The organism is Pseudomonas chlororaphis subsp. chlororaphis, assembly GCF_003945765.1.
Classification (GTDB): domain Bacteria; phylum Pseudomonadota; class Gammaproteobacteria; order Pseudomonadales; family Pseudomonadaceae; genus Aquipseudomonas; species Aquipseudomonas chlororaphis.
This window is the reverse complement of sequence record NZ_CP027712.1, coordinates 1,643,132-1,667,123: the sequence shown is the minus strand read 5'-3', so window position 1 is coordinate 1,667,123 and position 23,992 is coordinate 1,643,132. Positions and strand designations below refer to the sequence as shown.

General features: G+C 64.3%; 27 protein-coding genes. 11 read left to right on the top strand and 16 right to left on the bottom strand.

The window, feature by feature from the left end; translation table 11 throughout:
• The first annotated feature begins 6 nt into the window (after positions 1-6).
• Complete coding sequence (locus tag C4K27_RS07665; protein WP_009042629.1) at positions 7-1,185, top strand: vWA domain-containing protein; 1,179 nt, start codon at positions 7-9, stop codon at positions 1,183-1,185.
• A gap of 60 nt (positions 1,186-1,245) precedes the next feature.
• On the opposite strand, the gene C4K27_RS07660 is transcribed toward C4K27_RS07665, so the two are convergent.
• The 4 genes from C4K27_RS07660 to C4K27_RS07645 form a co-directional block, all read right to left on the bottom strand.
• Positions 1,246-2,163, bottom strand: a complete 918-nt coding sequence (locus C4K27_RS07660; RefSeq protein ID WP_053260016.1) for a 5-oxoprolinase subunit C family protein — start codon at positions 2,161-2,163, stop codon at positions 1,246-1,248.
• Positions 2,160-2,867: a 5-oxoprolinase subunit B family protein gene (locus tag C4K27_RS07655; protein ID WP_053260015.1), complete on the bottom strand. Its 708-nt coding sequence runs from the start codon at positions 2,865-2,867 to the stop codon at positions 2,160-2,162. Before C4K27_RS07655 ends, C4K27_RS07660 begins: the two co-directional genes overlap by 4 nt.
• Positions 2,864-3,613 carry a 5-oxoprolinase subunit PxpA gene (locus tag C4K27_RS07650; protein ID WP_053260014.1) on the bottom strand — a complete coding sequence of 250 codons (750 nt, stop codon included), beginning with the start codon at positions 3,611-3,613 and terminating at the stop codon, positions 2,864-2,866. Before C4K27_RS07650 ends, C4K27_RS07655 begins: the two co-directional genes overlap by 4 nt.
• Positions 3,614-3,681: 68 nt before the next feature.
• Positions 3,682-4,968, bottom strand: coding sequence for an MFS transporter (locus tag C4K27_RS07645; protein ID WP_053260013.1), 1,287 nt, complete (start codon positions 4,966-4,968; stop codon positions 3,682-3,684).
• 134 nt (positions 4,969-5,102) lie between these two features.
• Between C4K27_RS07645 and C4K27_RS07640 the strand changes: the two genes are divergently transcribed.
• A complete protein-coding gene (locus C4K27_RS07640) occupies positions 5,103-6,017 on the top strand; it encodes a LysR family transcriptional regulator (protein ID WP_053260012.1) in 915 nt (304 codons plus the stop codon).
• Between the two features lie 157 nt (positions 6,018-6,174).
• Here C4K27_RS07640 and C4K27_RS07635 read toward each other — a convergent pair whose 3' ends face one another.
• Genes C4K27_RS07635 through C4K27_RS07625 form a run of 3 tightly spaced genes read right to left on the bottom strand, consistent with a single transcriptional unit; the run spans position 6,175 to position 8,025 of the window.
• Positions 6,175-6,717: a DUF2937 family protein gene (locus C4K27_RS07635; RefSeq protein ID WP_009042623.1), complete on the bottom strand. Its 543-nt coding sequence runs from the start codon at positions 6,715-6,717 to the stop codon at positions 6,175-6,177.
• A gap of 11 nt (positions 6,718-6,728) precedes the next feature.
• Positions 6,729-7,505, bottom strand: coding sequence for a class II glutamine amidotransferase (locus C4K27_RS07630; RefSeq protein ID WP_053260011.1), 777 nt, complete (start codon positions 7,503-7,505; stop codon positions 6,729-6,731).
• Positions 7,506-7,530: 25 nt separating this feature from the next.
• Entirely contained in the window at positions 7,531-8,025 is a 495-nt protein-coding gene (locus C4K27_RS07625; protein WP_007926901.1) for a hypothetical protein, read from the bottom strand.
• Between the two features lie 101 nt (positions 8,026-8,126).
• Between C4K27_RS07625 and C4K27_RS07620 the strand changes: the two genes are divergently transcribed.
• Entirely contained in the window at positions 8,127-10,181 is a 2,055-nt protein-coding gene (locus tag C4K27_RS07620) for a S9 family peptidase (RefSeq protein WP_053260010.1), read from the top strand.
• Positions 10,182-10,284: 103 nt separating this feature from the next.
• Complete coding sequence (locus tag C4K27_RS07615) at positions 10,285-10,758, top strand: cyclic nucleotide-binding domain-containing protein (protein WP_007926904.1); 474 nt, start codon at positions 10,285-10,287, stop codon at positions 10,756-10,758.
• Here the strand turns inward: C4K27_RS07615 and C4K27_RS07610 are convergent.
• Complete coding sequence (locus C4K27_RS07610; RefSeq protein WP_053260009.1) at positions 10,755-11,060, bottom strand: hypothetical protein; 306 nt, start codon at positions 11,058-11,060, stop codon at positions 10,755-10,757. The two genes, C4K27_RS07615 and C4K27_RS07610, sit on opposite strands and share 4 nt — an antisense overlap.
• Positions 11,061-11,135: 75 nt before the next feature.
• Between C4K27_RS07610 and C4K27_RS07605 the strand changes: the two genes are divergently transcribed.
• The 4 genes from C4K27_RS07605 to C4K27_RS07590 all read left to right on the top strand — a co-directional run bounded on the left by C4K27_RS07605 (position 11,136) and on the right by C4K27_RS07590 (position 13,336).
• A complete protein-coding gene (locus tag C4K27_RS07605) occupies positions 11,136-11,822 on the top strand; it encodes a spermine/spermidine synthase domain-containing protein (protein WP_053260008.1) in 687 nt (228 codons plus the stop codon).
• A gap of 49 nt (positions 11,823-11,871) precedes the next feature.
• Entirely contained in the window at positions 11,872-12,237 is a 366-nt protein-coding gene (locus C4K27_RS07600; RefSeq protein WP_009042617.1) for a YajD family HNH nuclease, read from the top strand.
• 165 nt (positions 12,238-12,402) lie between these two features.
• A complete protein-coding gene (locus C4K27_RS07595) occupies positions 12,403-12,870 on the top strand; it encodes an RNA methyltransferase (RefSeq protein ID WP_007926908.1) in 468 nt (155 codons plus the stop codon).
• An 88-nt stretch (positions 12,871-12,958) separates the two neighbouring features.
• On the top strand, positions 12,959-13,336 hold the full coding sequence (locus C4K27_RS07590) for a YgaP family membrane protein (RefSeq protein ID WP_053260007.1): 378 nt from the start codon (positions 12,959-12,961) through the stop codon (positions 13,334-13,336).
• A gap of 125 nt (positions 13,337-13,461) precedes the next feature.
• Here the strand turns inward: C4K27_RS07590 and C4K27_RS07585 are convergent, their stop codons facing one another.
• Both C4K27_RS07585 and C4K27_RS07580 read right to left on the bottom strand, forming a co-directional pair.
• A complete protein-coding gene (locus tag C4K27_RS07585) occupies positions 13,462-14,700 on the bottom strand; it encodes a hypothetical protein (protein ID WP_053260006.1) in 1,239 nt (412 codons plus the stop codon).
• A 45-nt stretch (positions 14,701-14,745) separates the two neighbouring features.
• Positions 14,746-15,195, bottom strand: a complete 450-nt coding sequence (locus C4K27_RS07580) for a YcgN family cysteine cluster protein (protein ID WP_007926912.1) — start codon at positions 15,193-15,195, stop codon at positions 14,746-14,748.
• 279 nt (positions 15,196-15,474) lie between these two features.
• Here C4K27_RS07580 and C4K27_RS07575 point away from each other — a divergent pair, with 279 nt between their 5' ends.
• Positions 15,475-16,068 (top strand): nitroreductase family protein, encoded by a 594-nt coding sequence (locus C4K27_RS07575; RefSeq protein ID WP_007926913.1) that lies wholly within the window; start codon positions 15,475-15,477, stop codon positions 16,066-16,068.
• 161 nt (positions 16,069-16,229) lie between these two features.
• On the opposite strand, the gene C4K27_RS07570 is transcribed toward C4K27_RS07575, so the two are convergent.
• The 5 genes from C4K27_RS07570 to C4K27_RS07550 all read right to left on the bottom strand — a co-directional run bounded on the left by C4K27_RS07570 (position 16,230) and on the right by C4K27_RS07550 (position 21,254).
• Positions 16,230-17,162, bottom strand: coding sequence for a D-2-hydroxyacid dehydrogenase (locus C4K27_RS07570; protein ID WP_053260005.1), 933 nt, complete (start codon positions 17,160-17,162; stop codon positions 16,230-16,232).
• A 127-nt stretch (positions 17,163-17,289) separates the two neighbouring features.
• The gene (locus C4K27_RS07565; protein WP_007926915.1) at positions 17,290-17,583 is read right to left on the bottom strand and encodes a YcgL domain-containing protein; all 294 of its coding nucleotides are present in this window, start codon (positions 17,581-17,583) and stop codon (positions 17,290-17,292) included.
• The gene (gene rnd, locus C4K27_RS07560; RefSeq protein WP_009042613.1) at positions 17,580-18,713 is read right to left on the bottom strand and encodes a ribonuclease D; all 1,134 of its coding nucleotides are present in this window, start codon (positions 18,711-18,713) and stop codon (positions 17,580-17,582) included. Before rnd ends, C4K27_RS07565 begins: the two co-directional genes overlap by 4 nt.
• A gap of 123 nt (positions 18,714-18,836) precedes the next feature.
• A complete protein-coding gene (locus tag C4K27_RS07555) occupies positions 18,837-19,520 on the bottom strand; it encodes a class I SAM-dependent methyltransferase (protein ID WP_009042612.1) in 684 nt (227 codons plus the stop codon).
• 84 nt (positions 19,521-19,604) lie between these two features.
• Positions 19,605-21,254 (bottom strand): phosphoethanolamine transferase, encoded by a 1,650-nt coding sequence (locus C4K27_RS07550; RefSeq protein ID WP_053260004.1) that lies wholly within the window; start codon positions 21,252-21,254, stop codon positions 19,605-19,607.
• Between the two features lie 265 nt (positions 21,255-21,519).
• Between C4K27_RS07550 and C4K27_RS07545 the strand changes: the two genes are divergently transcribed.
• Entirely contained in the window at positions 21,520-22,302 is a 783-nt protein-coding gene (locus C4K27_RS07545; protein WP_053260003.1) for a transporter substrate-binding domain-containing protein, read from the top strand.
• On the opposite strand, the gene cynR is transcribed toward C4K27_RS07545, so the two are convergent.
• Positions 22,275-23,189 (bottom strand): transcriptional regulator CynR, encoded by a 915-nt coding sequence (cynR, locus tag C4K27_RS07540; protein WP_053260002.1) that lies wholly within the window; start codon positions 23,187-23,189, stop codon positions 22,275-22,277. The genes C4K27_RS07545 and cynR overlap by 28 nt on opposite strands.
• Positions 23,190-23,312: 123 nt before the next feature.
• Here cynR and C4K27_RS07535 point away from each other — a divergent pair, with 123 nt between their 5' ends.
• Positions 23,313-23,972, top strand: coding sequence for a carbonic anhydrase (locus C4K27_RS07535; protein ID WP_007926930.1), 660 nt, complete (start codon positions 23,313-23,315; stop codon positions 23,970-23,972).
• Positions 23,973-23,992 lie beyond the last annotated feature (20 nt).

Below are 23,992 nucleotides of genomic sequence, written 5' to 3'. Positions count from 1 at the left end.
ATTGTCATGCTGCTCAACCTGTTCAATGAAATGCGTGCCGCCAAGGTACCGGTGTCGGTGCGCGAGCTGCTCGACCTGATCAATGCGCTCAAGCAGCGCGTGACCTTCGCCGACATGGACGAGTTCTATTACCTGTCCCGGGCGATCCTGGTGAAGGACGAACGGCACTTCGACAAGTTCGACCGCGCGTTCGGCGCCTACTTCAACGGCCTGGAAAAACTCGACGACCACCTGCAGGCACTGATCCCCGAGGATTGGTTGCGCAAGGAGTTCGAGCGCTCGCTGACCGATGAAGAACGGGCGCAGATCCAGTCCCTCGGCGGCCTGGACAAGCTGATCGAAGAGTTCAAGAAGCGCCTGGAAGAACAGAAGGAACGCCATGCCGGCGGCAACAAGTGGATCGGCACCGGCGGCACCAGCCCCTTCGGCTCCGGCGGTTTCAACCCGGAAGGTATCCGCGTCGGCGACGCCGGCAAGCGCCAGGGCAAGGCGGTCAAGGTCTGGGACCAGCGCGAGTACAAGAACCTCGACGACTCGGTGGAACTGGGCACGCGCAATATCAAGGTGGCCCTGCGCCGCCTGCGCAAGTTCGCCCGCCAGGGCGCGGCGGACGAGCTGGATATCGACGGTACCATCGACCACACCGCCCGCGACGCCGGCCTGCTGAACATCCAGATGCGCCCGGAACGACGCAACAGCATCAAGCTGCTGTTGCTGTTCGATATCGGCGGCTCCATGGATGCCCACGTGAAGATCTGCGAAGAGCTGTTCTCGGCCTGCAAGACCGAGTTCAAGCACCTGGAGTACTACTACTTCCACAACTTCATCTATGAATCGGTGTGGAAGAACAACCTGCGCCGCGGCTCGGAACGCACCTCGACCCAGGACGTGCTGCACAAGTACGGCGCCGACTACAAAGTGATCTTCGTCGGCGACGCCGCCATGGCGCCCTACGAAATCACCCAGGCCGGCGGCAGCGTCGAGCACTGGAACGAAGAAGCCGGTTATGTGTGGATGCAGCGCTTCATGGAGAAGTACAAGAAGCTCATCTGGATCAACCCCTACCCGAAAGACACCTGGGGCTACACCGCCTCGACCAACATCGTGCGCGAGCTGATCGAAGACCAGATGTACCCGCTGACCTTGCGCGGCCTGGAAGAAGGGATGCGGTTTCTCTCCAAATAGGATCCCATCCAACGCGATCCCTGTAGCCGCTGCCGCAGTCTGCGGCAGCGGCTACAGGGATCAGGCGAAGCGCCGCAGAAACTCGATCTGCTGCTGATACGCCGTCTCCTGCACCACCGGCGTCAGGCGTACTTCGCTGCCCGGCAGGCATTGCGCCAGCCGCGCCAGCGCCAGGGGCGTCAAGGCTCCCAGCCGCGGATACCCGCCAATGGTCTGCCGGTCGTTGAGCAGCACGATCGGCTGGCCGTCCGGGGGCACCTGGATCGCGCCCAGGGGAATGCCCTCGGAGATCATCGGCGCCCCTTGATAACGCAGTGACGGCCCCAGCAGGCGCATGCCCATGCGGTCGGCGCGGTTGTCCAGGGTCCAGGCGCTGTTGAAGGCATCGAACAGACTCTGCCCGCTGAACTGGCCGATCTGCGCCCCGAGAATCACCTCCAGCGGCGCCTTCGACTGCAGGTCCGGCAGTTGCTTGCCCGACAGCACCTTGAGGTTCACCCCCGCCCCGCAATACTCCAGCCGCGCGCCCGCGGCCAGCGGCCGGCCGAAACCGTCGAGCCCGCCCAGTTCCTCGCGGACCACGCTGGCGCAACTGCCCAGCACCTTGGGCGCATTGAAACCGCCGGGCGCCGCCAGGTAGGTCCGCGCCCCTTGGTACGGTTGGGTGAAACGCAACCGCTGGCCTTTTTGCAGGATAAAGCTGCGCCCCGGGCTGAGCGGACGCTCGTCGATACAGGCCCCCAGGTCGGCGCCCGCCAGCGCCAGCAGGCACAACTCCTCGGCGACCACGCTGAAACCGCCCAGGGTGATCTCGATCACCGGCGCATCCAGGGCGTTGCCCAGCAGCCAGTTGGCCCAGGACATCGACACCCAGTCCAGCGCGCCGCCCTGGGTCACGCCCAGGTGCCGCACGCCAAAGCGACCGGCATCCTGCAACAGGCACAAGGGCGTGCTGGCTTCGATCGTCAGGCGGCTCATGCCAGTGCCTCCGGAAGTGGCGTGTCGTCACCGCCCAGGCGGATGAATTCGGCGTGATCCACCGCGGCGAAACGCACGCTGTCGCCCGGTTGCATCAGGCTGTAGCCATCGCGCTCGCGATCGAACAGGCGACTCGGTGTGCGCCCGATCAGGTTCCAGCCCCCCGGCGACACCACCGGATAAGCCGCGGTCTGCCGTTCGGCAATGCCCACGCTGCCCGCCGCCACGCGCTTGCGCGGGGTATCCAGGCGCGGCGCGGCCAGCACTTCGTCCACCAGCCCCATAAAGGCGAAACCCGGGGCGAAACCCAGGGCGAACACCTGGTATTCACGCTCGCTGTGGCAACGGATCACCTCGTTCACCGACAGGCCGCTGCGCCGCGACAACAGGCTCAGCTCCGGGCCGACGCTGAGGTCGTACCAGACCGGCAGCACATGGCGCTGGCCGCCGGTACGCGAATCGGGGGTCAGGTCGGTCAGCGCCAGATCGATCAGTTCCCGCGCCTGGGACGGGCTCAGGGCCCGCAGGTCGTAGTGCACCATCAGCGTGGTATAGGACGGCACCAGATCGATCAACTGCCCGCCGAAGGCCGCCCGCAGGCGCTCGCTGGCAGCGAGCATCCACGGCATGTTGGCCTCGGCGATGGCATCGAACAGGCGCACCATCAGGCAGTCGATAGCCACCACTTCAAGGCGTACTTTCATGCTGGCAACTGCTGAAGGGCCGCGCGGATACGCTGCACGGCGGCCACCGAACTGGCGTTGTCGCCATGCACGCACAGGGTATTGGCCTGCAGGTGCAAGGCGCTGCCGTCGCTGGCCAGCAGCGCGTCGCCGCGGGCGATGGTCAGCGCCTGGGCGATGATCTTTTCCGGGTCGTGATGCACCGCCCCCGGCAGTTGCCGCGAAACCAGGTGACCGGCGTTGTCGTAGGCACGGTCGGCGAAGGCTTCGAACCACAGGGTCACGCCGAACTCGTCGCCCAGGGCCTGGGCCGCGCCGTTGTCACGGGTGGCCATCAACATCAGCGGCAGTGTCTTGTCGTAGGCGGCAACCGCCTGGATCACCGCGCGCAACTGCGCCGGGTTGGCCATCATGTCGTTGTACATGGCGCCATGGGGTTTGACGTAGCTCACCCGAGTGCCCTGGGCCCGGCAGATGCCGTCGAGGGCGCCGATCTGGTAGTGCAGCAGGTCCTGCAGTTCCTGGGCGCCGTAGGCCATGGAGCGGCGGCCGAAACCGGCCAGGTCCTGGTACGCCGGGTGCGCACCGATGCGCACGCCATTGGCCAGGGCCAGGCTGACGGTCGTGCGCATGATGCTCGGGTCGCCGGCGTGGAAACCGCAGGCGATGTTGGCGCAATCGATGAACGGCATCACCTCGGCATCCAGGCCCATGGTCCAGTTGCCAAAGCTTTCGCCGATGTCGCAATTCAATAACAGGCGGCTCACGGTCAGTGCTCCTGTAGCGTTTGTCATGTTGGCTGTGGGGATCGCACGGGATGCCCACAGATTATCAGTTAGCGCGCTTCGAGTTGTTTGCCACGGGTTTCCGGCAGGCTCAGGGCCGCCAGGACCACGATGCCGTAGGACACGGCGGCGAAGGTGCCGATGGCCGCGCCCAGCGGGATGCGCTGGCTGAGCAGGCCGATCAGCAGCGGGAACAGGGCCGCCAGCGCCCGGCCACTGTTGTAGCAGAAGCCCTGGCCCGAACCGCGGATCCGCGTGGGGAACAGCTCCGTCAGGAAGGCGCCCATGCCGCTGAAGATCCCCGAAGCGAAGAAGCCCAGGGGAAAGCCCAGCCACAACATCACCGCGTTGCTCACCGGCATTTGCGTGTAGAGCAGGACGATGGTGAAAGAACCGGCGGCGAACAGGACGAAGTTCTTCTTGCGCCCGAGAATGTCGGTCAGATAGGCGCTGATCACATAGCCCACATAAGAACCGAAGATCACCATCGCCAGGTAGCCGCCGGTGCTCAGCACACTCAAGCCGCGCTCGGTCTTGAGGAAGGTCGGCAGCCAGAACGTGATGGCGTAATAGCCGCCCTGGGCGCCGGCCGCGAGCAGCGACGCGCGCAGGGTGGTGCTGAGAATGCCGGGGGCGAAAATCTCGTAGAAGCGCGAGGGGTTGTCGGGCACTTCCCGGGCCCGGGTTTGCCGGTAGATCTCCGGGTCCTTGACCAGGCGGCGGACGAAGATCACGAAGATCGCCGGCAGGATGCCCAGCAGGAACAAGGCGCGCCAGGCGTCTTCCGGCGGCAGCAGGGAATACATCAGCGCATAGAGCAGTGCCGTGATGCCCCAGCCCAAGGCCCAGCCGGACTGCACCATGCCCACCGCCTTGCCGCGGTTTTCCGCGCGGATCACTTCGCCGATCAGCACCGCGCCGGCGGTCCACTCGCCACCGAAACCGAAGCCCATCAGGGTCCGGGCTATCAACAGTTGCTCGTAGTTCTGCGCCAGGCCACAGAGGAAGGTGAAGAAGGCGAACCAGAGCACAGTCAGTTGCAGGGTGCGTACCCGGCCGATGCGATCGGACAGGATGCCAGCGATCCAGCCGCCCAGGGCGGAAGCCAGCAAGGTGCTGGTGTGGATCAGGCCGGCCTCGGCGGAGCTGATGCCCCACAGCGCAATCAGGGTCGGGATGACGAAGCTGAGCATCTGGGTGTCCATGCCATCCAGACCGTAACCGGCCTTGCAGCTCCAGAACGTGCGGCGTTCCTGCTGGTTGATGTCGCGGTACCAGTCGAAGGGGCCGGCGCGGCCTTTGGCCTTGCTGGCGGCGAGCGTGTCGGGCGCACTCATGGCAAATCTCCACCTTATTAATATTGTTCTGGGTCCCGACGACGCTTATCGTGAGACGCAGCGATTTTTGGCGCCCGCGCCCTGCTCCGTCCAACTAATAAAAACCGCCTCCAGACATAAGAAAAGTTGATCGCATGAACCTCAAATTTCTTGAAACCTTTGTCTGGGTGGCGCGCCTGAAAAGCTTTCGCCTGACCGCCGACAAACTCTTCACCACCCAGGCGTCGATCTCCAGCCGCATCGCCGTGCTCGAGGGCGAACTGGGGGTGAAGCTGTTCCTGCGCGACTCGCGCGGCGTGAGCCTGACCCCGGAAGGCCTCAAGGTGCTCGACTATGCCGAGCAGATGATGGACACCATGCAAGCGCTCAAGCAGTCGATCGAGACCCGTTCGAGCAAGGTCGGGCGGATTCGCATCGGTGTCATGGACACGGTGATCCACACCTGGCTCAGCCCCCTGGTGGCGCGGATGATGGACAGCTATCCCCAGGTGGAAATCGAGCTGGTGGCCGACACCTCGCTGAACCTCTGCGACCAGTTGCAGAAAGGCTTTCTCGACCTGGTGCTGCAAACCGACCTGCTGCGCCAGGAATCCATTCGCAGCCTGGAACTGGCCAGCCACCCGATGGGCTGGATAGTCGCCAGCCACTCGATCTACAACCGCGAGTACGCCAACCTGGCCGAACTGGCCCGGGAACGCATCATCACCTACTCGAAGAACTCTCTGCCGCACCAGGAAGTGCTGAGCCTGATGCAGGCCAACGGGGTGACCGCGCCACGGCTCAACTGCGTGAACTCGGTGTCGGCCATTACCCGCCTGCTGCGCGACGGTTTCGGCATCGGCGCCTTGCCGCCGGTGCTGGTCAGCGAGGAACTGGCGCGCGGCGAACTGACCCTGCTGGCCATCGACCAGCGCCCGCCGAACCTGCAGGTGGTGGTGTCATGGCGGGTGGGGGTCGAACTGGTGGAAGAGGTGGTGGTGCTGTGCCAGCAAGTGCTGGAGCGTTATGCGCAAAAGGTCGGCGAGAACTACATCGTCCTGGCGGGCTGATCCACCGAGAGGGCTTTATGTAGCCGCTGCCGAGCCTGCGAGGCTGCGAACGGCAACGCAGTTGCCGCACAACCTGCATCCGCGATCTGCCTGGAAAAACGCGTCGGCTGGTTTACGACGGCTGCGCCGTCGATCGCAGCCTGCTGCAGCGGCTACATCACAAGCCCTTCAAGTCACGCTCTTCGATCGGCCGGCTCTGGCGCAGGCGCTTGCCGCCGAGCACCACCCAGTCGATCAGGCGATACAGGCATTCCAGGCCGAACGACAGCAGCAAGGCGCCGCTCATGGCCCAGATCATCGCTTGCGGGGTCAGCAGGATCTGGTAGCTGTAGCCATTCCAGGTTTCCTGGCGGATATCCGGGTCGGCGGCCAGCACCACTTGCAGCAGGCGGATGTACCACGGGCCCTGCATGGCCTGGAACTGCTTGTCCAGGGCGCGCTGGCGAACCAGCAGATTGCCCAGGCTGTCGGCGTCGCTGCGGAACACCGGATCGTCGCTGGCCCGATAATGGGCGACCAGCGCCTGCAGATCGCCCTTGAAGAACTGGTTGGCGGTGCCCTGGAACCCTTGCAGGCCGGCCTGGGCCTCGATCAGGTGAGCCTCGACGCGCTTGGCGTAATCGCTGATGAAACCCGGCACCTGTACACCGATCAACAGGCCCGCCGCAAACAGCACCAGCCGCAGATAACTGAGCAACATAGGGGATGTCCTTATTCGGTCTGGCCGTGCAGGACGCATTCACCGCGCCGCCACAGGCTCCATTGGCCCGGCTCGTAGCGAGTCCAGGTTTCGTTTTCGGTCAAAGGTTCGGTGGCGATCACCGTCACCACGTCGTTGGGCGTGGTTTCCGCCTGGAAGTCGACGATCACATCGACGTCCTTCAGGCGGGCCGGGCCAAAGGGCGCGCGGCGGGTGATCTGCGCCAGCTTGGTCGAGCAGTAGCAGAACAGCCAGTCACCGTCGCTGAGCAGGCAGTTGAACACGCCCTTGCCGCGATATTCGGCGCAGGCGGCCACCAGCGACGGCAACAACTCTTCGACTTCCACAGGCTCGGGAAAGGCTTCGCGCACCCGGTTGAGCAGGTCGCAGAAAGCCGCTTCGCTGTCGGTATCGCCCACCGGACGATAGAAGCTGGCGGGAGGCTGGAAGTCCGCCAGCTGGCCGTTGTGGGCGAAACACCAGTTGCGCCCCCACAGCTCGCGCACGAACGGATGGGTGTTGGACAGGCAGACCTTGCCGACGTTGGCCTGGCGAATGTGGCCGATCACCACTTCGCTCTTGATCGGGTAGCGCTGCACCAGGTTGGCCACTTCCGACTCGCTGCTCGCCGCCGGGTCCTGGAACAGGCGCAGGCCGCGGCCCTCGTAGAAAGCGATGCCCCAGCCGTCGCGATGCGGGCCGGTGCGCCCTCCGCGCTGCATCAGCCCGGTAAAGCTGAACACGATATCGGTCGGTACATTGGCGCTCATGCCCAATAACTCACACATGCTCGGACTCTCGCTTCAATGCGTGTTACAGACGCGGCTCGATCCGCGAACGCTGGGGGTTGCTGGGCACTGGCGGGCGCCCGTAGCGATCGTCGCCGGCACCGCCGAAAGGCTGGTCGTCCGGCTCTTCGGCACGGGCCGCGGCCTTGGCGGCTTCGGCCTGTTCCTGGCGGGCCTTGGAGGCGCGCTCGATCGGCCAGCGGATCAGGACGAACACCAGGTAGATGCCGAAGGCGATCACGCCATACATGAACAGGTCGGAGACCGCACGCCAGGCGTTGTTGCCGACCTTGAACAGCATGTCCAGGGCGGTGATGGCCACGGCCGGGGCGAACATTTCCTTGGCCGGGTCGACCACGGTCGGGCTGAACAGCAGCACCGCCACCAGCACTCGCAGCGGCTCGCGCAGCCAGCGCCACATCCAGCGGGTCAGGCGCATCCACACCAGCAGGCAGCCCAAGGCGGCGAAGGCGTAGAGCCCCCAAGCGATCAGATAGTCGTTCTCGGTCATGGTGTCCATGGCAAGGCAGGCAAAGAGGCGCTTATGATAACGGCTTTTCGCATGCCAGGCTGCACCGCCGTCTGCTGTGCCCTTAATTGTCACCGCCCCGAGAGCCCTTCATGCCCGTATCCGCCCACGTCACCAGCGCCCCGATCGCCCGCAAGGCCGAAGGCCCGGACCCGTACGCCTGGCTCCAGGAGCGCGACACCGATGCCGTGCTCGATTACCTGAAGGCCGAAAACAGCTACCAGGAAGCCGCCCTCGCCGACCAGGCGGCGCTGCGGGAAACCCTGTTCCAGGAAATCAAGGGCCGGATCCTCGAGACCGACCTGTCCCTGCCCTCCCCCTGGGGCCCGTACCTGTATTACACCCGCACCACTGCCGGCGACGAATACGCCCGGCACTACCGCTGCCCGCGCCCGGCCGACGACAGCCTGAGCGTCGACGAAAGCCAGGAACAGCTGCTGCTGGACCCCAACGAGCTGGCCAAGGGTGGTTTCTTCTCCCTCGGCGCCTTCAGCATCAGCCCTGACCACCAGCGCCTGGCCTACAGCCTCGATACCAGCGGCGAAGAGGTCTACACCCTGTTCGTCAAGGAGCTGTCCAGCGGCAAGGTCAGCGAACTGGCGTTCGCCGATTGCGACGGCAGCATGACCTGGGCCAACGACAGCCTGACTCTGTTCTTCGGCGAGCTGGACGACACCCACCGCCCGCACAAACTGTTCCGTTATCGCCTGGACGGCACCGCCGCCGAAGAGGTGTTCCATGAGCCGGACGGGCGCTTTTTCCTGCATTGCTACCGCTCAAGCTCGGAGAAACAGCTGCTGCTGTCCCTGGGCAGCAAGACCACCAGCGAGGTCTGGGTACTCGACGCGGCGCAGCCGCAGCAGGCCTTTACCTGCCTGGCGCCGCGGGTCGAGCACCATGAGTACGACGTCGACCACGGCCTGCTCGACGGCCAGTGGACCTGGTTTATCCGCAGCAACCGCGACGGCATCAACTTCGCCCTCTACCAGGCGCCGGACCAGGGCACGGTGCCGGGTGAAGCCGACTGGCAGAACCTGATCCCCCACAGCAATAGCGTGATGCTCGAAGGCCTGAGCCTGAACAGCTCGGCCATGACCCTGAGCCTGCGCGAAGGCGGCCTGCCGATCATCGAGGTGCACCCCGAGGGCCTGCCGGCCTATCGCGTGCAACTGCCGGATGCGGCCTACAGCCTGCATGTGCAGAACAGCCTGGAATTCGTCAGCCAGCGCATCCGCCTGCGCTACGAAGCGCTGAACCGTCCGGCGCAGATCCGCCAGCTGGATCTGGCCGGCGGCGCACAGAAAGTGCTCAAGGAAACCCCGGTGCTGGGCGTGTTCGACCCGGACGCCTATGTCAGCCAGCGCCTGTGGGCGACCGCGGCCGACGGCACCCAGGTGCCGATCAGCCTGGTGATCAAGCGCGAAGCCCTGGGCCGGCCGGCACCGCTGTACCTCTACGGCTACGGCGCCTACGGCGAAAGCCTCGACCCGTGGTTCTCCCATGCGCGCCTGAGCCTGCTGGAGCGCGGCGTGGCCTTCGCCATTGCCCACGTGCGTGGCGGCGGCGAGCTGGGCGAAGCCTGGTACCACGCCGGCAAGCAGGAACACAAGCAGAACACCTTCAGCGACTTCATCGCCTGCGCCGAACACCTGATCGCCCAGGGCCTGACCACTTCCGAGCAACTGGCCATCAGCGGCGGCAGCGCCGGCGGACTGTTGATCGGTGCGGTACTCAATCAGCGCCCGGACCTGTTCAAGGCGGCGATCGCCGAGGTGCCGTTCGTCGATGTGCTCAACACCATGCTCGACCCCGAGCTGCCGCTGACCGTCACCGAGTACGACGAATGGGGCAACCCGGAGGAGCCCGAGGTCTACGCGCGGATCAAGGCCTACGCGCCTTATGAGAATGTCGAGGCCAAGGCCTATCCGGCGACCCTGGTGATCGCCGGCTACAACGACAGCCGCGTGCAGTACTGGGAGGCGGCCAAGTGGGTGGCCCGCTTGCGCGCCACCAAGACCGACGACCACCTGCTGCTGCTCAAGACCGAGCTCGGCGCCGGCCACGGAGGGATGAGCGGGCGTTACCAGGGATTGCGTGACGTAGCGCTCGAATATGCATTTGTTTTCAAGATTCTGGGCATTGCCTGAGGAACTCCGGCCGGTGCTCCTGTCTTAACCCAGGACCGCCGGCCCCGAGCCATACCGCACCTGCCCGGGACCGCAACAGACACAAGAAAAAGACCGTGACGACATGCCAGAACCTACCTTGTTGAACAATGAAATCCGCGACTGGCTGATGGACTGCGGATTGTTCGATCAGCTCTTGCCGGCCGACTTCAATGCCGCCGCCGGCTACTTCAGCATCAGCAGCATCGCCCAGGGCCAGGAGATCTTCCGCGAAGGCGATGCCGGCAGCTTCATGTGCATCATCCATTCCGGCCAGGTGGCCGTGCAGAAGACCAACAGCGAAGGCGTGCGCGTGACCATTGCCACCCTGCGCAGCGGTCGGGCCTTTGGAGAGATGGCGGTGCTCGATGGCGAGCGGCGTTCGGCCAGTTGCGTGGCCGCCAGCGACTGCCGGCTGCTCAACCTGGGCAAGGACTCGCTGGAGAAAATGCTCAACGACGCGCCGAAGATCGCCGCCAAGATCATCCGCGCCCTCGCCGTGTCACTGTCCAGGCGCCTGCGCATGGCCGACGGGCAGCTGCTGTCGCAACAGGTCTAGCTACCCGGGGTCCTGGTTTTCGTCTCGTTCTGCTGCAACCCTGGCAAGGTCTGGTCCTTCGGCGGCTTGGGCATGTCGATCGGCGGCAGCAATGGCGCACCGCCATGGGCCGTGGCCTTGGGGGTGCTGGGGGGCGTGACCTGCGGATAAGGGGTCGGGGTCGCAGTGCCGGGCGAGCCGGCGGCGGGGACCGGAGTCACGGGCACCGCCTGCAGTTCCTCGGCGTGCACGGCGCTCATCGCGAGCACCGCACTTAGCAAGAGCGCTGCGCGGGCAATGACCGTTAGAATAGTGCGCTTCATCAATGGCTCCATCGCTATTGTCAGCCCTCAGGCTACTCCCAACCGGGGCGGTTTGCCTTCCTCATTGAGACCCTCATGAAACGTTTCGTTCTGCTGGACACCACCCCGATTCCCGAAAATGGCGGTGCCTTGTGCCTGTTCGAATACGGCGAGGATTTTGTCATCAAGATCCAGGGCGGCGACGGCGGGCAATTGATGAACACGCGCATGCACGGCTCCGAAGACGCCCTGGCGGAGATCCCCTGCCGCAAGGTCGCCGGGCGGCCGAATTCGCGGGTGCTGATCGGCGGCCTGGGCATGGGCTTCACCCTCGCCTCGGCCCTCAAGCACCTGGGCAAGGGCGCCGAAGTGGTGGTCGCCGAGCTGGTGCCGGGGGTGGTCGAATGGAACCGCGGACCGCTGGGGGAGAAATCCGGCCGGCCGCTGCTCGACCCGCGCACGGTGATCCGCATGGAAGATGTGGCCAAGGTGCTGCAGGCCGAACCCCAGGGGTTCGACGCGATCATGCTCGACGTCGACAACGGCCCCGAAGGCCTGACCCAGAAGGCCAACAGCTGGCTGTACTCCGCCGCCGGGCTGGCGGCCTGCGCCAGGGCCCTGCGACCCAAGGGCGTGCTGGCCGTGTGGTCGGCCAGCGCCGACAAGCAATACTCCGACAAGCTGCGCAAGGCCGGCTTCAAGACCGAGCAAGTGCAAGTCTTCGCCCACGGCAACAAGGGCACCCGCCACACCATCTGGATTGCCGAGAAGCTCAAGGCCTGAGCTAAACTTGGCCCATTACCGTCATTAGTCTTTGCATAAAGGTGAACCCATGAGTTCGACCAACACTTCCAAGCTCGACCGCATCCTCGCCGACGCCCAGCGCGACCGCGAGATGGGCTACCGCGACAAGGCCCTGAAGATGTACCCGCACGTCTGTGGACGCTGCGCCCGCGAGTTCTCCGGCAAGCGCCTGAGCGAGCTGACTGTGCATCACCGCGACCACAACCACGACAACAACCCGCAGGACGGTTCCAACTGGGAACTGCTGTGCCTGTACTGCCACGACAACGAACACTCGCGCTACACCGACCAGCAGTACTTCGGCGAAGGCTCCCTGAGCACGCCGAAAGTCGCCAAGGCCACCCACAACCCCTTCGCCGCGCTGGCGGGGTTGATGAAGAAAGACGAAGAGTAACCTCCGCTCTTTCCGGTTCGACAGGACCGGCCTCTCGCGGGCAAGCGGCGCACCGGCAGACACTGATCCTGCAGATGCGCCGCTTGCCCGCGATGCATTTGCCGGATCCAACCGCCGGCCGACAATCCCCGTATAATCGCGATTTTTCTCGAAGGCACCCCGCTCGTGGCAAACAAAAGGTACAGCTGCATTGGTTTGTATAACCCCAAGTCACCGGAGAACGTCGGTTCGGTGATGCGCGCCGCCGGTTGCTATGGCGTCGCGTCGGTGTTCTACACCGGCAAGCGCTATGAACGGGCCCGCGACTTCGTCACCGACACCAAGAAGGTCCACCAGGACATCCCGCTGATCGGCATCGACGACCTGAAGAAGATCCTGCCCCTGGGCTGCGTGCCGGTGGCGGTGGAACTGGTGGAAGGCGCCCGCTCGCTGCCGGAATACACCCACCCGGATCGCGCGCTGTACATCTTCGGCCCGGAAGACGGCTCCCTGGACAAGGACATCCGCGACTGGTGCGAAGACGTGGTCTACATCCCGACCACCGGCTGCATGAACCTCGCCGCCACCGTCAACGTGGTGCTCTACGACCGCCTGGCCAAGGGCAACAACACCCGCTCCGGCCCCAAGTTCTGAGCACTGCTTCAAGTTCGCCGTACATTCGATGGAACAAGCGACGCGCCAGCGCAGTCAGCTTTATATCCATCCCCCCTGGAGACAGATCATGAGCGACAGCAAACAACTGGAACCCATCTCAACCACCCCTTTCCAGAGCCCGGCGGAGCAGAACGTACAAGGCTGGGAGCGCATCGGCTCGCTGGCCGGCGGCGTGGTGATGGTCGGCAAGGGCCTGCGCCGTGGCGGTGTGTTCGGCCTGGTCCAGGTTGCCATCGGCGGGGTCGCCCTGGCCCGTGGCATCACCGGCCACAGCTCGGCGAAAAGCCTGCTGGAGAAGAGCCGCCAGGATATGAATAACGTGCGGGCGAAGATCGAGCGTGCCGGCGCGGAGCTGAAAACCCTCAAGGCCAATGCCGAGGCGGCCACCCGTACCGCGACCGTAACCGGCAACGATTCGTTGAAATCGCCCAAGGCCGGGGTTTGATCGGCGGCCTCGAACGCCGCGTTGAATGAACCGGCGCTATCGCGAGCAAGCTCGCTCCTACAGGGGATTGCGCAAAACCTGTAGGAGCGAGCTCGCTCGCGATGACCGTAAAGCGGTCGACTTCACTAATGCAACAAATCGCTGTCGAGCACCTTCGACGAGCCGTCCAGCACGCTCTCGCTGAGCTGGATGAACTCTTTGGTGCTGACACGCTCCAGACGCATCACCGCCCGGGTCACGTCATCCAGCGAACGCTTGTTGCGGGTCTTCAGGCGGATCTCCCGATCCAGTTCCTGCAACAGCAGCACCGCCCTGGCCACCACCGGCGCGTCCACCTGTTCGCCACGCAGGCTGCTGACGCCGTGGCCGCTCTTGGCCAACCGAGTTTCCAGGGCCTGGTAACGCTCGTCGCTCATGCCGCCGGCGCGGCGCATCAATTCGATGGCGTAGTACTCCGCCAGGCCCTCGCCGATCCAGTCGCTGCGCTCGCGGTCATTGATCCGGGCAAAGACCTGGATCACTTCGCGCAGCAGCGGGCTGGTGCCGCTCTCGCTGACCAGCGGCAGGCGGCTGTGCAAGAACAGCGAATCGTGCCCGGCCAGGCTGCCGCGCCACATCGGGTCGGCCGCGCCGACGATCAGCAACTTGGTTGGATGACGGGGAAAGGTCGCCTGGATCTGCGGCCAGACGAAGGTCAGCAGGGTCAGCACATCCATGCGTCGCATGCCCTGCCCTTGCGGCGAGGCCACCGTGACTTCGGTCTCCCCCAGCCGGGTGCGACGACTGCCCAGGGCACCGGCCAGCATCCAGCCGGTGGGCCGGTCGAACAGGCGCGCGGGATTATCGATACGGAAACGATTCTTGCCGATCCGCGGCCAGGCGGTTTCCACGCTTTTCCAGCCCGTGGGCAACTCGAATTCCAGGCGCGACACCAGTTCGATGCCGTCCTGCTGGTCGAGCTTCGCCGCCGGCACCAGCGTATCGCCACGCAACAAGGCCCAATGCGGGGTCATGCGGCTGTCGAAGCTGTCCTTCTTCAGGTTGTGGCTGATCCGCACCCGGTAGCTCAGGCTGGCCTTGCCGCCGGCCGGGCGCCATACGCCGCGCTGTACCGCGGGAGGCTTGGCCGCCCCGGGCTGCCATTGGCCGTCGGCCTTGAAGTCGCTGTAATCGCCATGCGTGCCCAGGTCGAAATCCAGGCTGCGCACCGCCGCGCCGTCCGCCAGGGTCAGGCGCACCTCGGCCTGGTCGCTCTGCGGCAACAGGCGCACGTGGTAATCCAGATCGACTTTTTTCGCCGCCCACCCCGGCGCACTGAGCACCAGCAGCCAGCCGGCCAGCGCCAGCCTTGCCCCCACAGCCATACACACTCCTTCGTGAAACAACCTTGAACGCGAGCGCGGCAGACCTCAGCCGGCGCGGAAAATCAGATGATCTTCCCAGTCTTCCTCGGCCACGCTGCCTTCGGCGAGCATGCGTCCGGATTGGGAAATACGCTCGTGGTGCACCGCGTCGCGGTCACCGCACACCAGATGGTGCCAGAGCGGCAGGTCCTTGCCCTCGCTGACCAGGCGATAACCGCAGGTCGGCGGCAGCCATTTGAACTCATCGGCCTTGCCCGGGGTGAGCTGGATGCAATCCGGCACCGAGGCGCGGCGGTTGGCGTAGTCGCTGCACTGGCAGGTCTTCAGGTCCAGCAGTTTGCAGGCGATGCGGGTGTAGTAGACGCTGTTGTCTTCTTCATCCTCGAGCTTCTGCAGGCAGCACAGGCCACAACCGTCGCACAACGACTCCCACTCCTCCTGATCGAGTTGTTCGAGGGTTTTGCGGATCCAGAAGGGTTCAACTTTGGCGGCCATGGCTCAGGTAATCGGTATCGGACAGGGAAAAGGCCGCCAGTCTAGTGCCCAAGGCCCCGTGGGCCAAGCGCTGGCGACTGTCGGTAAGGCACTACTTGTCAGGCCGCATGCCGCGCAGTAGCTTTGCCTGTCGCAAAGCCCTATGTCCGCGTGCCATTAACGCTCGACCGCGTCGCACCGGTGAATCGCCCAGGGTCAGGAAAAACCCCATTGCCCAGTTCAACTGCGCTTGCCGGTTTATCCACCTTTCATTCTCAAACGTAGCCAGGAATCTCTGTCATGAGCGCCAATCCCCGCGTTGCCGAGTACGCCATCCACCCGCAGTTCACCGAGCGCTGGTCGCCGCGCGCCTTCACCGGCGAGGCCATTCCCGAGGAAACCCTGCTGAGCTTCTTCGAAGCCGCGCGCTGGGCGCCGTCGGCCTACAACTCGCAGCCGTGGCGCTTCCTGTATGCGCGCCGCGACACGCCGAACTGGGAACGTTTCCTCGGCCTGCTCAACGAGTTCAACCGTGGCTGGGCGCAGCACGCCTCGGCATTGGTGATCGTGATCTCGAAAACCACCTTCACCGCGCCTGGCGCCAGCGAGGAAACCCCAGCCCTGTGGCACACCTTCGACACCGGTTCGGCCTGGGGCCACCTGGCGCTGCAAGCCAGCATCAGCGGCTGGCACACCCACGGCATGGCCGGGTTCGACCAGGAGCTGACCCGCAAGGAGCTGAAGATTCCAGAAGGTTATGCCCTGCATGCCGCCGTGGCCGTCGGCAAGCTGGGCGACAAGGCGAGCCTCGCCGAATACCTGCAGGCCCGCGAAGAGCCAAGCCCGCGTCGCCCGCTGAGCGAAACCGCAGCCGAAGGCGATTTCAGCCTGTAAACCTGCTGCAATCCCTGTAGCCGCTGCCGCAGGCTGCGATAAGGCCCGAAGGGCCTTCCTAGGCCCTCAAGAGCACGTCTCCTTCGGAGCCGATCGCAGCCTGCGGCAGCGGCTACAGGGTCCACGCAAAAGGCGGCATCAGCCCCCCTCTGCGCAGCGCCTCAATACCCGCGGGTGAAATCCACTTCCCCACGCAACGCCGTGTCGGCCTGATAGGCCCGCAGGTTGTCGATGAACAGCTGCGCCATCAGGGTCGGCGAGGTCGGCGCCGAGCTGTGGCCGGTCAGCAACAGGCCCCAGGCGGTCCAGAACGGATGGCGCTGCGGCAGCGGTTCCTGGCGGCAGACGTCGATCACCGCCCCCGCCAGATGCCCTTCCTTCAAGGCTTCCACCAGATCCGCATCGACCACCGCGACCCCGCGACCGACGTTGATGAACAGGCCGGTCGGCTTGAAACGCTTGAACAGCGCCGTGTCGTACAGATCATGGGTGTGCGGGGTGTTGGGCAGCAGGTTGACCACATAATCCACCTCACCGACCAAACGTCCCAGGTCCGCCAAGGCCGCGACTTCGATAAACGGCGCCTGCTCCCGGGCTTCACTGGCGATGCCGTACAGCTCGACGCCGAACGGCAAGAGAAACTGCGCCACACTCTGGCCGATATCGCCCGCGCCGACGATCAGCACCTTGCGCCCGGCCAGGCTCTGGCCCGTGCGGTTATCCCACTTGCGCTCGACCTGGCTGACCAGGCGCGCGAGGACTTCGCGCTCGTGGCCGAGCATGTAGGTGAGCACGTATTCGGCCATGACCTGGCCGAAGATCCCCACGGCACGGGTCAGCCGGTAATGGCGTGGCAGGCCGTCGGCGAGCAGCGGCGTGATGCCGGCCCAGGTCGATTGCAGCCACTGCGGCTGGTGGCCCTGGCGCAACAGGGTGGCCAGCAGGTCCGGCTGGCCGAGCCAGACCGGGCAGTCCGCGGCCAGCTTCGACAATTCGGCGGAATCGCCGCTGGTGAGCACTTCCAGGTCAGGTGCCAGCTGACGCAACAAACGGGCATAAATAGCGTGATCGTGTTCGGCAATCAGAACGCGCATGGTTCAAACCTTACAAAACGGTGCAGGCAGCCACCGACGGAGTATCGCTCCATCGATCGCGGCAGCCGCCAGATAGAATCAGTTCCATTTTCAACGATGCCCCGGACAGGGCCTCTACAGGTGTCCGTCAGACCGGATCATTACGGCGCAGCAGCTCTTCGGGCAAGTGCTCGATGTACTCGTCCTCGGCCGGTGGCATCTGCAGGTGGTAACCCTGCTTCTCAAGGTTTTCCAGCACCTGGTGGATGTCCTCGCGCGACAGCTTGCGCTCCGGACTCAGCACCAGGTCGAAGGCGTGCTGCGGCTTGCCGAACGCCGCCAGCAGGTTTTCCGGCACGCGCTCCAGGGCATCGCTCTTGAGCACGTAGAGGTACATCTCGTTCTTGCGCGGGCTTTTGTAGATCGAGCAGATACGTTTCATGGCTGTTCTCCGGCGGTGGCCAGGCTGTCAAGCAGCGCCTGGCCCATCAATTCGCGGCGCCAGCCACGCAGCGAATCGGGCAATTGGTAGGGTCCATTGGGGAAGCCACTCTTGAGCAGGCTTTCCAGGGTTTTCTTGCGCAGCATCAGTTCCGGGGCGATACCCAGGCGCTCGGCTTCGGCCTGACCCACGGCGCGCAGGCGCTTGAGCAGGGGCGAGGCTTCCATCGGCAACGGCTCGGGGACGGCCGGTGGCCACTGGTCGGGGCCGACGCTGGCGGCACGCTTGATCAGGCCCAGCAGGAACTCGCCGTCCTGACGCACGGTGCGCGGGTGCATGTCTTCGATTTTCGCCAGGGCGCCGAGGTTGTCCGGCTGGCTCTTGGCCAACGGCCACAGCGAGTGCTCGCGCACGATCCGGTTGCGCGGCAGGTCCCGTGCCCGTGCCTCACGCTCGCGCCAGGCGCAGAGTTCACGCAGCACCGCCAGTTGCGCGCGGGACAGTTTCCAGGCCAGCTTGGCTTCGCGGTAAACCTCATAAGGATCGACTTCGCGGCGCAGGTTGGCCACCAGCTCGGCGCCGTCTTCCAGCACCCAGTTGTATTTGTCCTCGGACAGTTTCGGCCGCAGCCGGGTGAACACCTCGGCCAGGTGCACGGCGTCTTCGGCGGCGTAGCTGACCTGGGTTTCCGACAGCGGGCGTTGCAGCCAGTCGGAGCGGGTCTCGCCCTTGGGCAACTCGATGCCCAGCACTTCCTGGACCAGCCGCGAATAGCCCATGGAGAAACCCAGGTTCAGGTAGGCGGCCGCCAGTTGCGTGTCGAACAACGGTGTCGGCAGGCTGCCGGTCAGGCGCAGCAGGACTTCGAGGTCCTCGCTGCAGGCGTGCACCACCTTGACCACCGCGCTGTTCTCCAGCAAGGCCGCCAGCGGCTGCCAGTCGTCGATGGTCAAGGGGTCGATGAGGTAAGCGCGCTGGCCATCGCCGACCTGCAACAGGCCGGCGATCGGATAGAAGGTGTCGACCCGCATGAATTCGGTGTCGAGGGCGACGAATGGCAGCTTCTGCCACTCGGTGCAGAATTGACCGAGGCTATCGTTGTCGCGAATCCAGTGAATATCGATGGCCACACGGCTCTCCCTTGAAGAATGGCGCGCAGTATATATCGCCCTTGGCGATTTCTGAGCATTCACTCGACAAGAGCCTGCGCGAAATCGGCGCCCGGGCCACAAGAATAATCCGAACGCCGTCGGCTACCCCTGTTTGCGCAGGACGTAAACCCGCCAGGCGGCGCAACCGGGAATGAAATCCTGGTGGCTGAGCACTTCGAACCCAGCGTCCTTGAACTCGGCCTCGACCCGCGCCCGGCTGACGTCCATGCGTGGAGCACGCTGCAATTGCAGGGTGTCGTTGCCCTCCAGCCGGTCGCGCATGACTTTCAAGCGACTGTCGATGCGCACCGCGAGGATCACCGAGTCGCGACTGACCCGATGGAATTCGCCCAGCAACGCCAGGCGTGCCTCGCTGCTGGCGACATGGGGGAACAGTTGCAGGCAGACGATGCAGTCCACCGCGTTGGCCGACAGGCCGATGCTGAACGACGAACTCTGGAAAGTCCTGACCCGCCTGAGCAGGCTCGCCGGGTGGTGGGTCTGGGCGTGGTTGAGCATGTCCTGGGACGGGTCCGCCGCCAGGATCACCCGATTACTGTGCTCGCCCAGCACCGGCCAGAAACGCCCCGCGCCGCACGCAAGATCGAGAATCAGCCCCGGCTCGCCCGCCACCTTCAACGCGCGGCGAACCAGCCACTCGTCGCGCCACAACGACAGGCGCCGCCCCAGCCCGAGCGGGCGCTCGTCGCCACACACACGCGCGTGCGCCTGGTCATAACGCCTGGCGAACTCGAGCTCGAGGGGGGATGGAGGGTGCGCGGACATGGATCTGCTGGCTCTTGTAAGTATTGGATGAAAAACAGGTTACCGCCCCGATCGTGAAAAAAAGGTCGAACGCCGATCAAGGCTTCATTGCCGCGCCAACACGCCGTCGACCACGCTGCCCCGGCAGCCGGCGAACAGGTCCAGGTCGGGCTGGTAGACCCGGCTGTCGACCTCCAGCAGACCGAGCATCGAGTGGAACAGGTTGTCCTGGCTCAGCGGTTTTTCCCGGCTCAGTTGCAGGCAATGGGTGTCCACCGAGAAAGCCTTCTGATAGCTGTCCGAGAACCAGGCCAGCATTGCCACATGTTTTTGCTGCGACGGCGCGAGCATGTAGGGCGTGCCATGCAGGAACAGGTTGTATTCGCCCAGGGACTCGCCGTGATCCGACAGGTAGAGCATGGCGGTGTCGACCTTGTCCTGGTTGCTGCGCAACAGGTCGATCAGGGTCGCCAGCACATGGTCGGTGTACAGCAGCGTATTGTCGTAGCCGTTGACGATGCTCTCGCGGCTGCAATTGTTCAGGGCGTTGCTCTGGCACACCGGGGTGAAGCGCTCGTATTGCTTGGGGTAGCGCTTGAAGTATTCCGGCCCGTGGCTGCCCATCTGGTGCAGGACCAGCACGGTGTCCTTGTCCAGGGTATCGATGAAGTGCTGCAGGCCCTGGAGCAGGATCTCGTCGCGGCATTCGCTGTTGGCACAGAGCGCCGGGTCCTTGAGATTGCTGACGTCGTCGAGGGTCACCCGGTCGCAGGTGCCCTTGCAACCGGATTGGTTGTCCCGCCAGATCACCTCGAGCCCGGCGCGCTTGAGCACGTCCAGCAGCCCTTCCTCGTTCTTCGCCTTGCTGGCGTCGTAGTTCTTGCGCCCCATGTTGGAGAACATGCAGGGCACCGAGACCGCGGTCTCGGTGCCGCAGGACGACACATCGGTAAAGGCGATCAGGCCGTTTTCCTGGCTGAGTTTCGGCGTGGTGTCGCGCTCGTAGCCCAGCACGCCGAAGTTCTCGGCCCGGGCACTTTCGCCGACCACCAGCACCGTCAGCGACTTGCGCGCATGGTTTTGCCAGGTCGGATTGCGCTGGGCATCTTCCCCGATCTTGACGAAGGGCTGGCGCGCCGAAACCACTTGCTCGCGCAGGTAACCGATGGAGGCGCCCACGTAGTTGCTCGGCACTATCATCAGGCGCAATTCATGGTGATTGCGAAACAGCGAGGCCAGCCCCTGATAGTTGGCCAGGGCTACCCCGCCAATGGCCGCCGCGCACATAACGGATACCAGCAACTTGCTCAATAACTCGCGGTGCCAGCGACGATAATTGATCGGGGCTTTCCACAATAACCAGGAAGGCAATACACCCAGGAACAGAATATAAACAAGCAACTTCAGGGAGAGTAAGTCACGCACTTCCGTTGCATTGGTTTCGGCGAAGTTGCGAAACATTCCGGCATCTATCAGCACTCCGTACTGGCTCATGAAATAAGCCACGCCGGCACTGACCATAAACAATAAAACCAGCACCGGCTTAAATATCCGGCGAAACGCCAGCCAGGTCAGGATAAGGTTGAAGGCACAGAAGATCATCACCCCGAAAGCCACGCGCATGGCGATGCCGCGGGTGTCCGAGGCGGTAATGCTAAACAGGTGCTGCCAGAGCACAAAGTTGCAGCCAAGCAATAAAAAGGCGCAGGCAATCAACGTCACCCATTCGGGACGCAGGGGTTTGATGTTCAGCATGATGATCGGCGTGTTCCTTGAAAGAAGTGCGTCGTCAACATGCCCGTTATTCAATGACTGCCCACGACAGCACGAACTTTAGGTAGCCGACCATCAACGTTTCGTGAAAAAGAAGCCAACAAATAGTTGGCATGGCCCTTTGCCAAAACTTTTTCGGCGAAAACAATCCGCAGCGCCCTGGCAAGCGATGCGCCTTGCCCCATTCGGGTCGGGCGCAAATAATGAGCCGCCCTCGGCCACTCCCTCGTCATCAAGGATCGACCGCATGAAAGCACGCCTTCTGCTCTGCTCGCTGCTGAGCCTCAGCGCCCCGGCCTTTGCCACGCCAAGCACCTCACACCTGGATCAGGTCATCGAACGCGGACACCTGAACGTCTGCACCACCGGCGACTACAAGCCCTACACCTACCTGCGCGCGGACGGTGCCTACGAAGGCATCGACATTTCGATGGCGCAGTCCCTGGCGCAAAGCCTGGGGGTCGAGGTGAAGTGGGTGAAGACCACCTGGAAAACCCTGATGCCGGACTTCCTGGCGAATCAGTGCGACATCGCCGTGGGCGGTATTTCCGTGTCCCTGGAGCGACAGAAGAAAGCCTTCTTCAGCGACACCCTGGGCGTCGACGGGAAAATCCCCCTGGTGCGGTGCGCCGACAAGCAGCGCTACCAAACCGTCGAGCAGATCAACCAGCCGTCGGTGCGCCTGATCGAACCGCCGGGAGGCACCAATGAAGTCTTCGCCAGGGCCCACCTGCCCAAGGCCAGCCTGACCCTGTTCGCCGACAACGTGACCATTTTCGAGCAACTGCTGGAGAACAAGGCCGACGTGATGATCACCGACGCTTCCGAAGCGCGCTTCCAGCAGAAACTCAAGCCGGGGCTGTGTGCGGTGAACCCCGAGCAGTACCTGCAATACAGTGAAAAAGCCTTCCTGTTGCCACGGGACGACGTCGCCTGGAAAAGCTATGTCGACCAGTGGCTGCACCTGAGCAAGGCCACCGGTTTCTACAGCGGCGTGGTCAATCAGTGGCTGGCGGCACCCACGCCCTGAGCCGTCAGCCGCTCGCGAAAAGCTGTCGTCAGCAGCTCGCGAAAAGCCTGGCACGCGGCGCTGCGATAAGCGCCCTTGCGCCCCAGCAGCGCCACGCTGCGGGGCGCCAGGGGCGGTTGCAGGATCACCGGCCTCAAGCCTGGCTGCTCCTGGGTAATGGCCAGCGGCAGGATGGTCGCCAGTTGTCCGCGGCGAACGATTTCGACAATCGCGCCGATGGAGTTGGCTTCGATGGCGATGCGCGGCGTCATGCCCTGCTCGCGGCAATAACGGTCGATATGCTGGCGGGTGGCGAAATCGCCGCTGAGCAGCACCAGCGGCTGCCGCGCAAGCGCAGCCGCCGTCAGTTCCCGCGGTAGCTCGGGCTGCTGCTCGCGGCTGACCATCAGGCTCAGGCTCTCCTCGAACAACAGCTGGCTGTCGATATCCGGCAGGTGCTGCCCGGCAAAGGCAATGCCCAGGTCCAGGCGGTCTTCGGCCAGGGCCGCTTCCAGTCGGTCCTGGGTCATCTCTTCGAGGCTCAGGGCGATCCCCGGATACCGCTGGTTGAAACGGGTCAGCAGCGGCCCCGCCAGGTACGTGATGAAGGTCGGGGTCATGCCCAGGCGCAACGAGCCGCGCCGCAGATCCTGCACATCATGCATGGCGCGCCTGGCGGCCTCCAGGTCCTGCAGGGCCAGCCGCGCATAACGCACATAGGCCTCGCCGGCGTCGGTCAGGCGCACGGTGCGCCCCGAGCGGTCGAACAGCGGCGCGCCGAGGCTGTCCTCCAGTTGCCTGATCTGTTGCGACAGCGTCGGCTGGGACACGTGCAAGGCTTCGGCGGCGCGGGTGAAGTTGCCGTGCTCGGCGACGGCCAGCAGGTAACGGATATGACGTAGCAGCATGGTGTCTCCAGGCCAGGACCGCCAACTATAGGCAGTACTTATGACCAGCATAACAAGCCAGTCTTGGACGCTATAGCTGAAATTTCCCATCCTTGCGCCATCAGCGATGCAAGGAGAACCACCATGCGGCACATCATCGACGGCTTTCTCAAGTTCCAGCGCGAAGCCTTCCCGAAACGAAGCGAGCTGTTCAAGCAACTGGCCACCACCCAGAACCCCGGCACCCTGTTCGTCACCTGCTCCGACAGCCGGGTAGTGCCGGAACTGCTGACCCAGCAGGAGCCAGGCGATCTGTTCGTGATCCGCAACGCCGGCAATATCGTGCCCTCCTACGGGCCGGAACCGGGCGGTGTGTCGGCCACTGTGGAGTACGCGGTGGCCGTGCTCGGGGTCAGCGACATCGTGATCTGCGGGCATTCGGACTGCGGCGCCATGACCGCCATCTCCACCTGCAAATGCCTGGACCATCTGCCGGCGGTGGCCAACTGGCTGCGCCATGCCGAGTCGGCCAAGGTGGTCAATGCCGCCCGCAGCCATGCCTCGGACGAAGCCCGCCTGGATGCCCTGGTGCGGGAAAACGTGATCGCCCAGTTGGCTAACCTGAAGACCCATCCCGCGGTCGCCCTGGCCCTGGAACAGGGCCGGCTGAACCTGCATGGCTGGGTCTATGACATCGCCAGCGGCGCCATTGCCGCGCTGGACGGCCCGAGCCAGGGCTTCGTGTCCCTGGCCGAACACCCCGACGCCTGCGCCTTGGTCGGTAAACCGCGGCACGCGGCTTGAACGCTCCCTTTTCAACGACC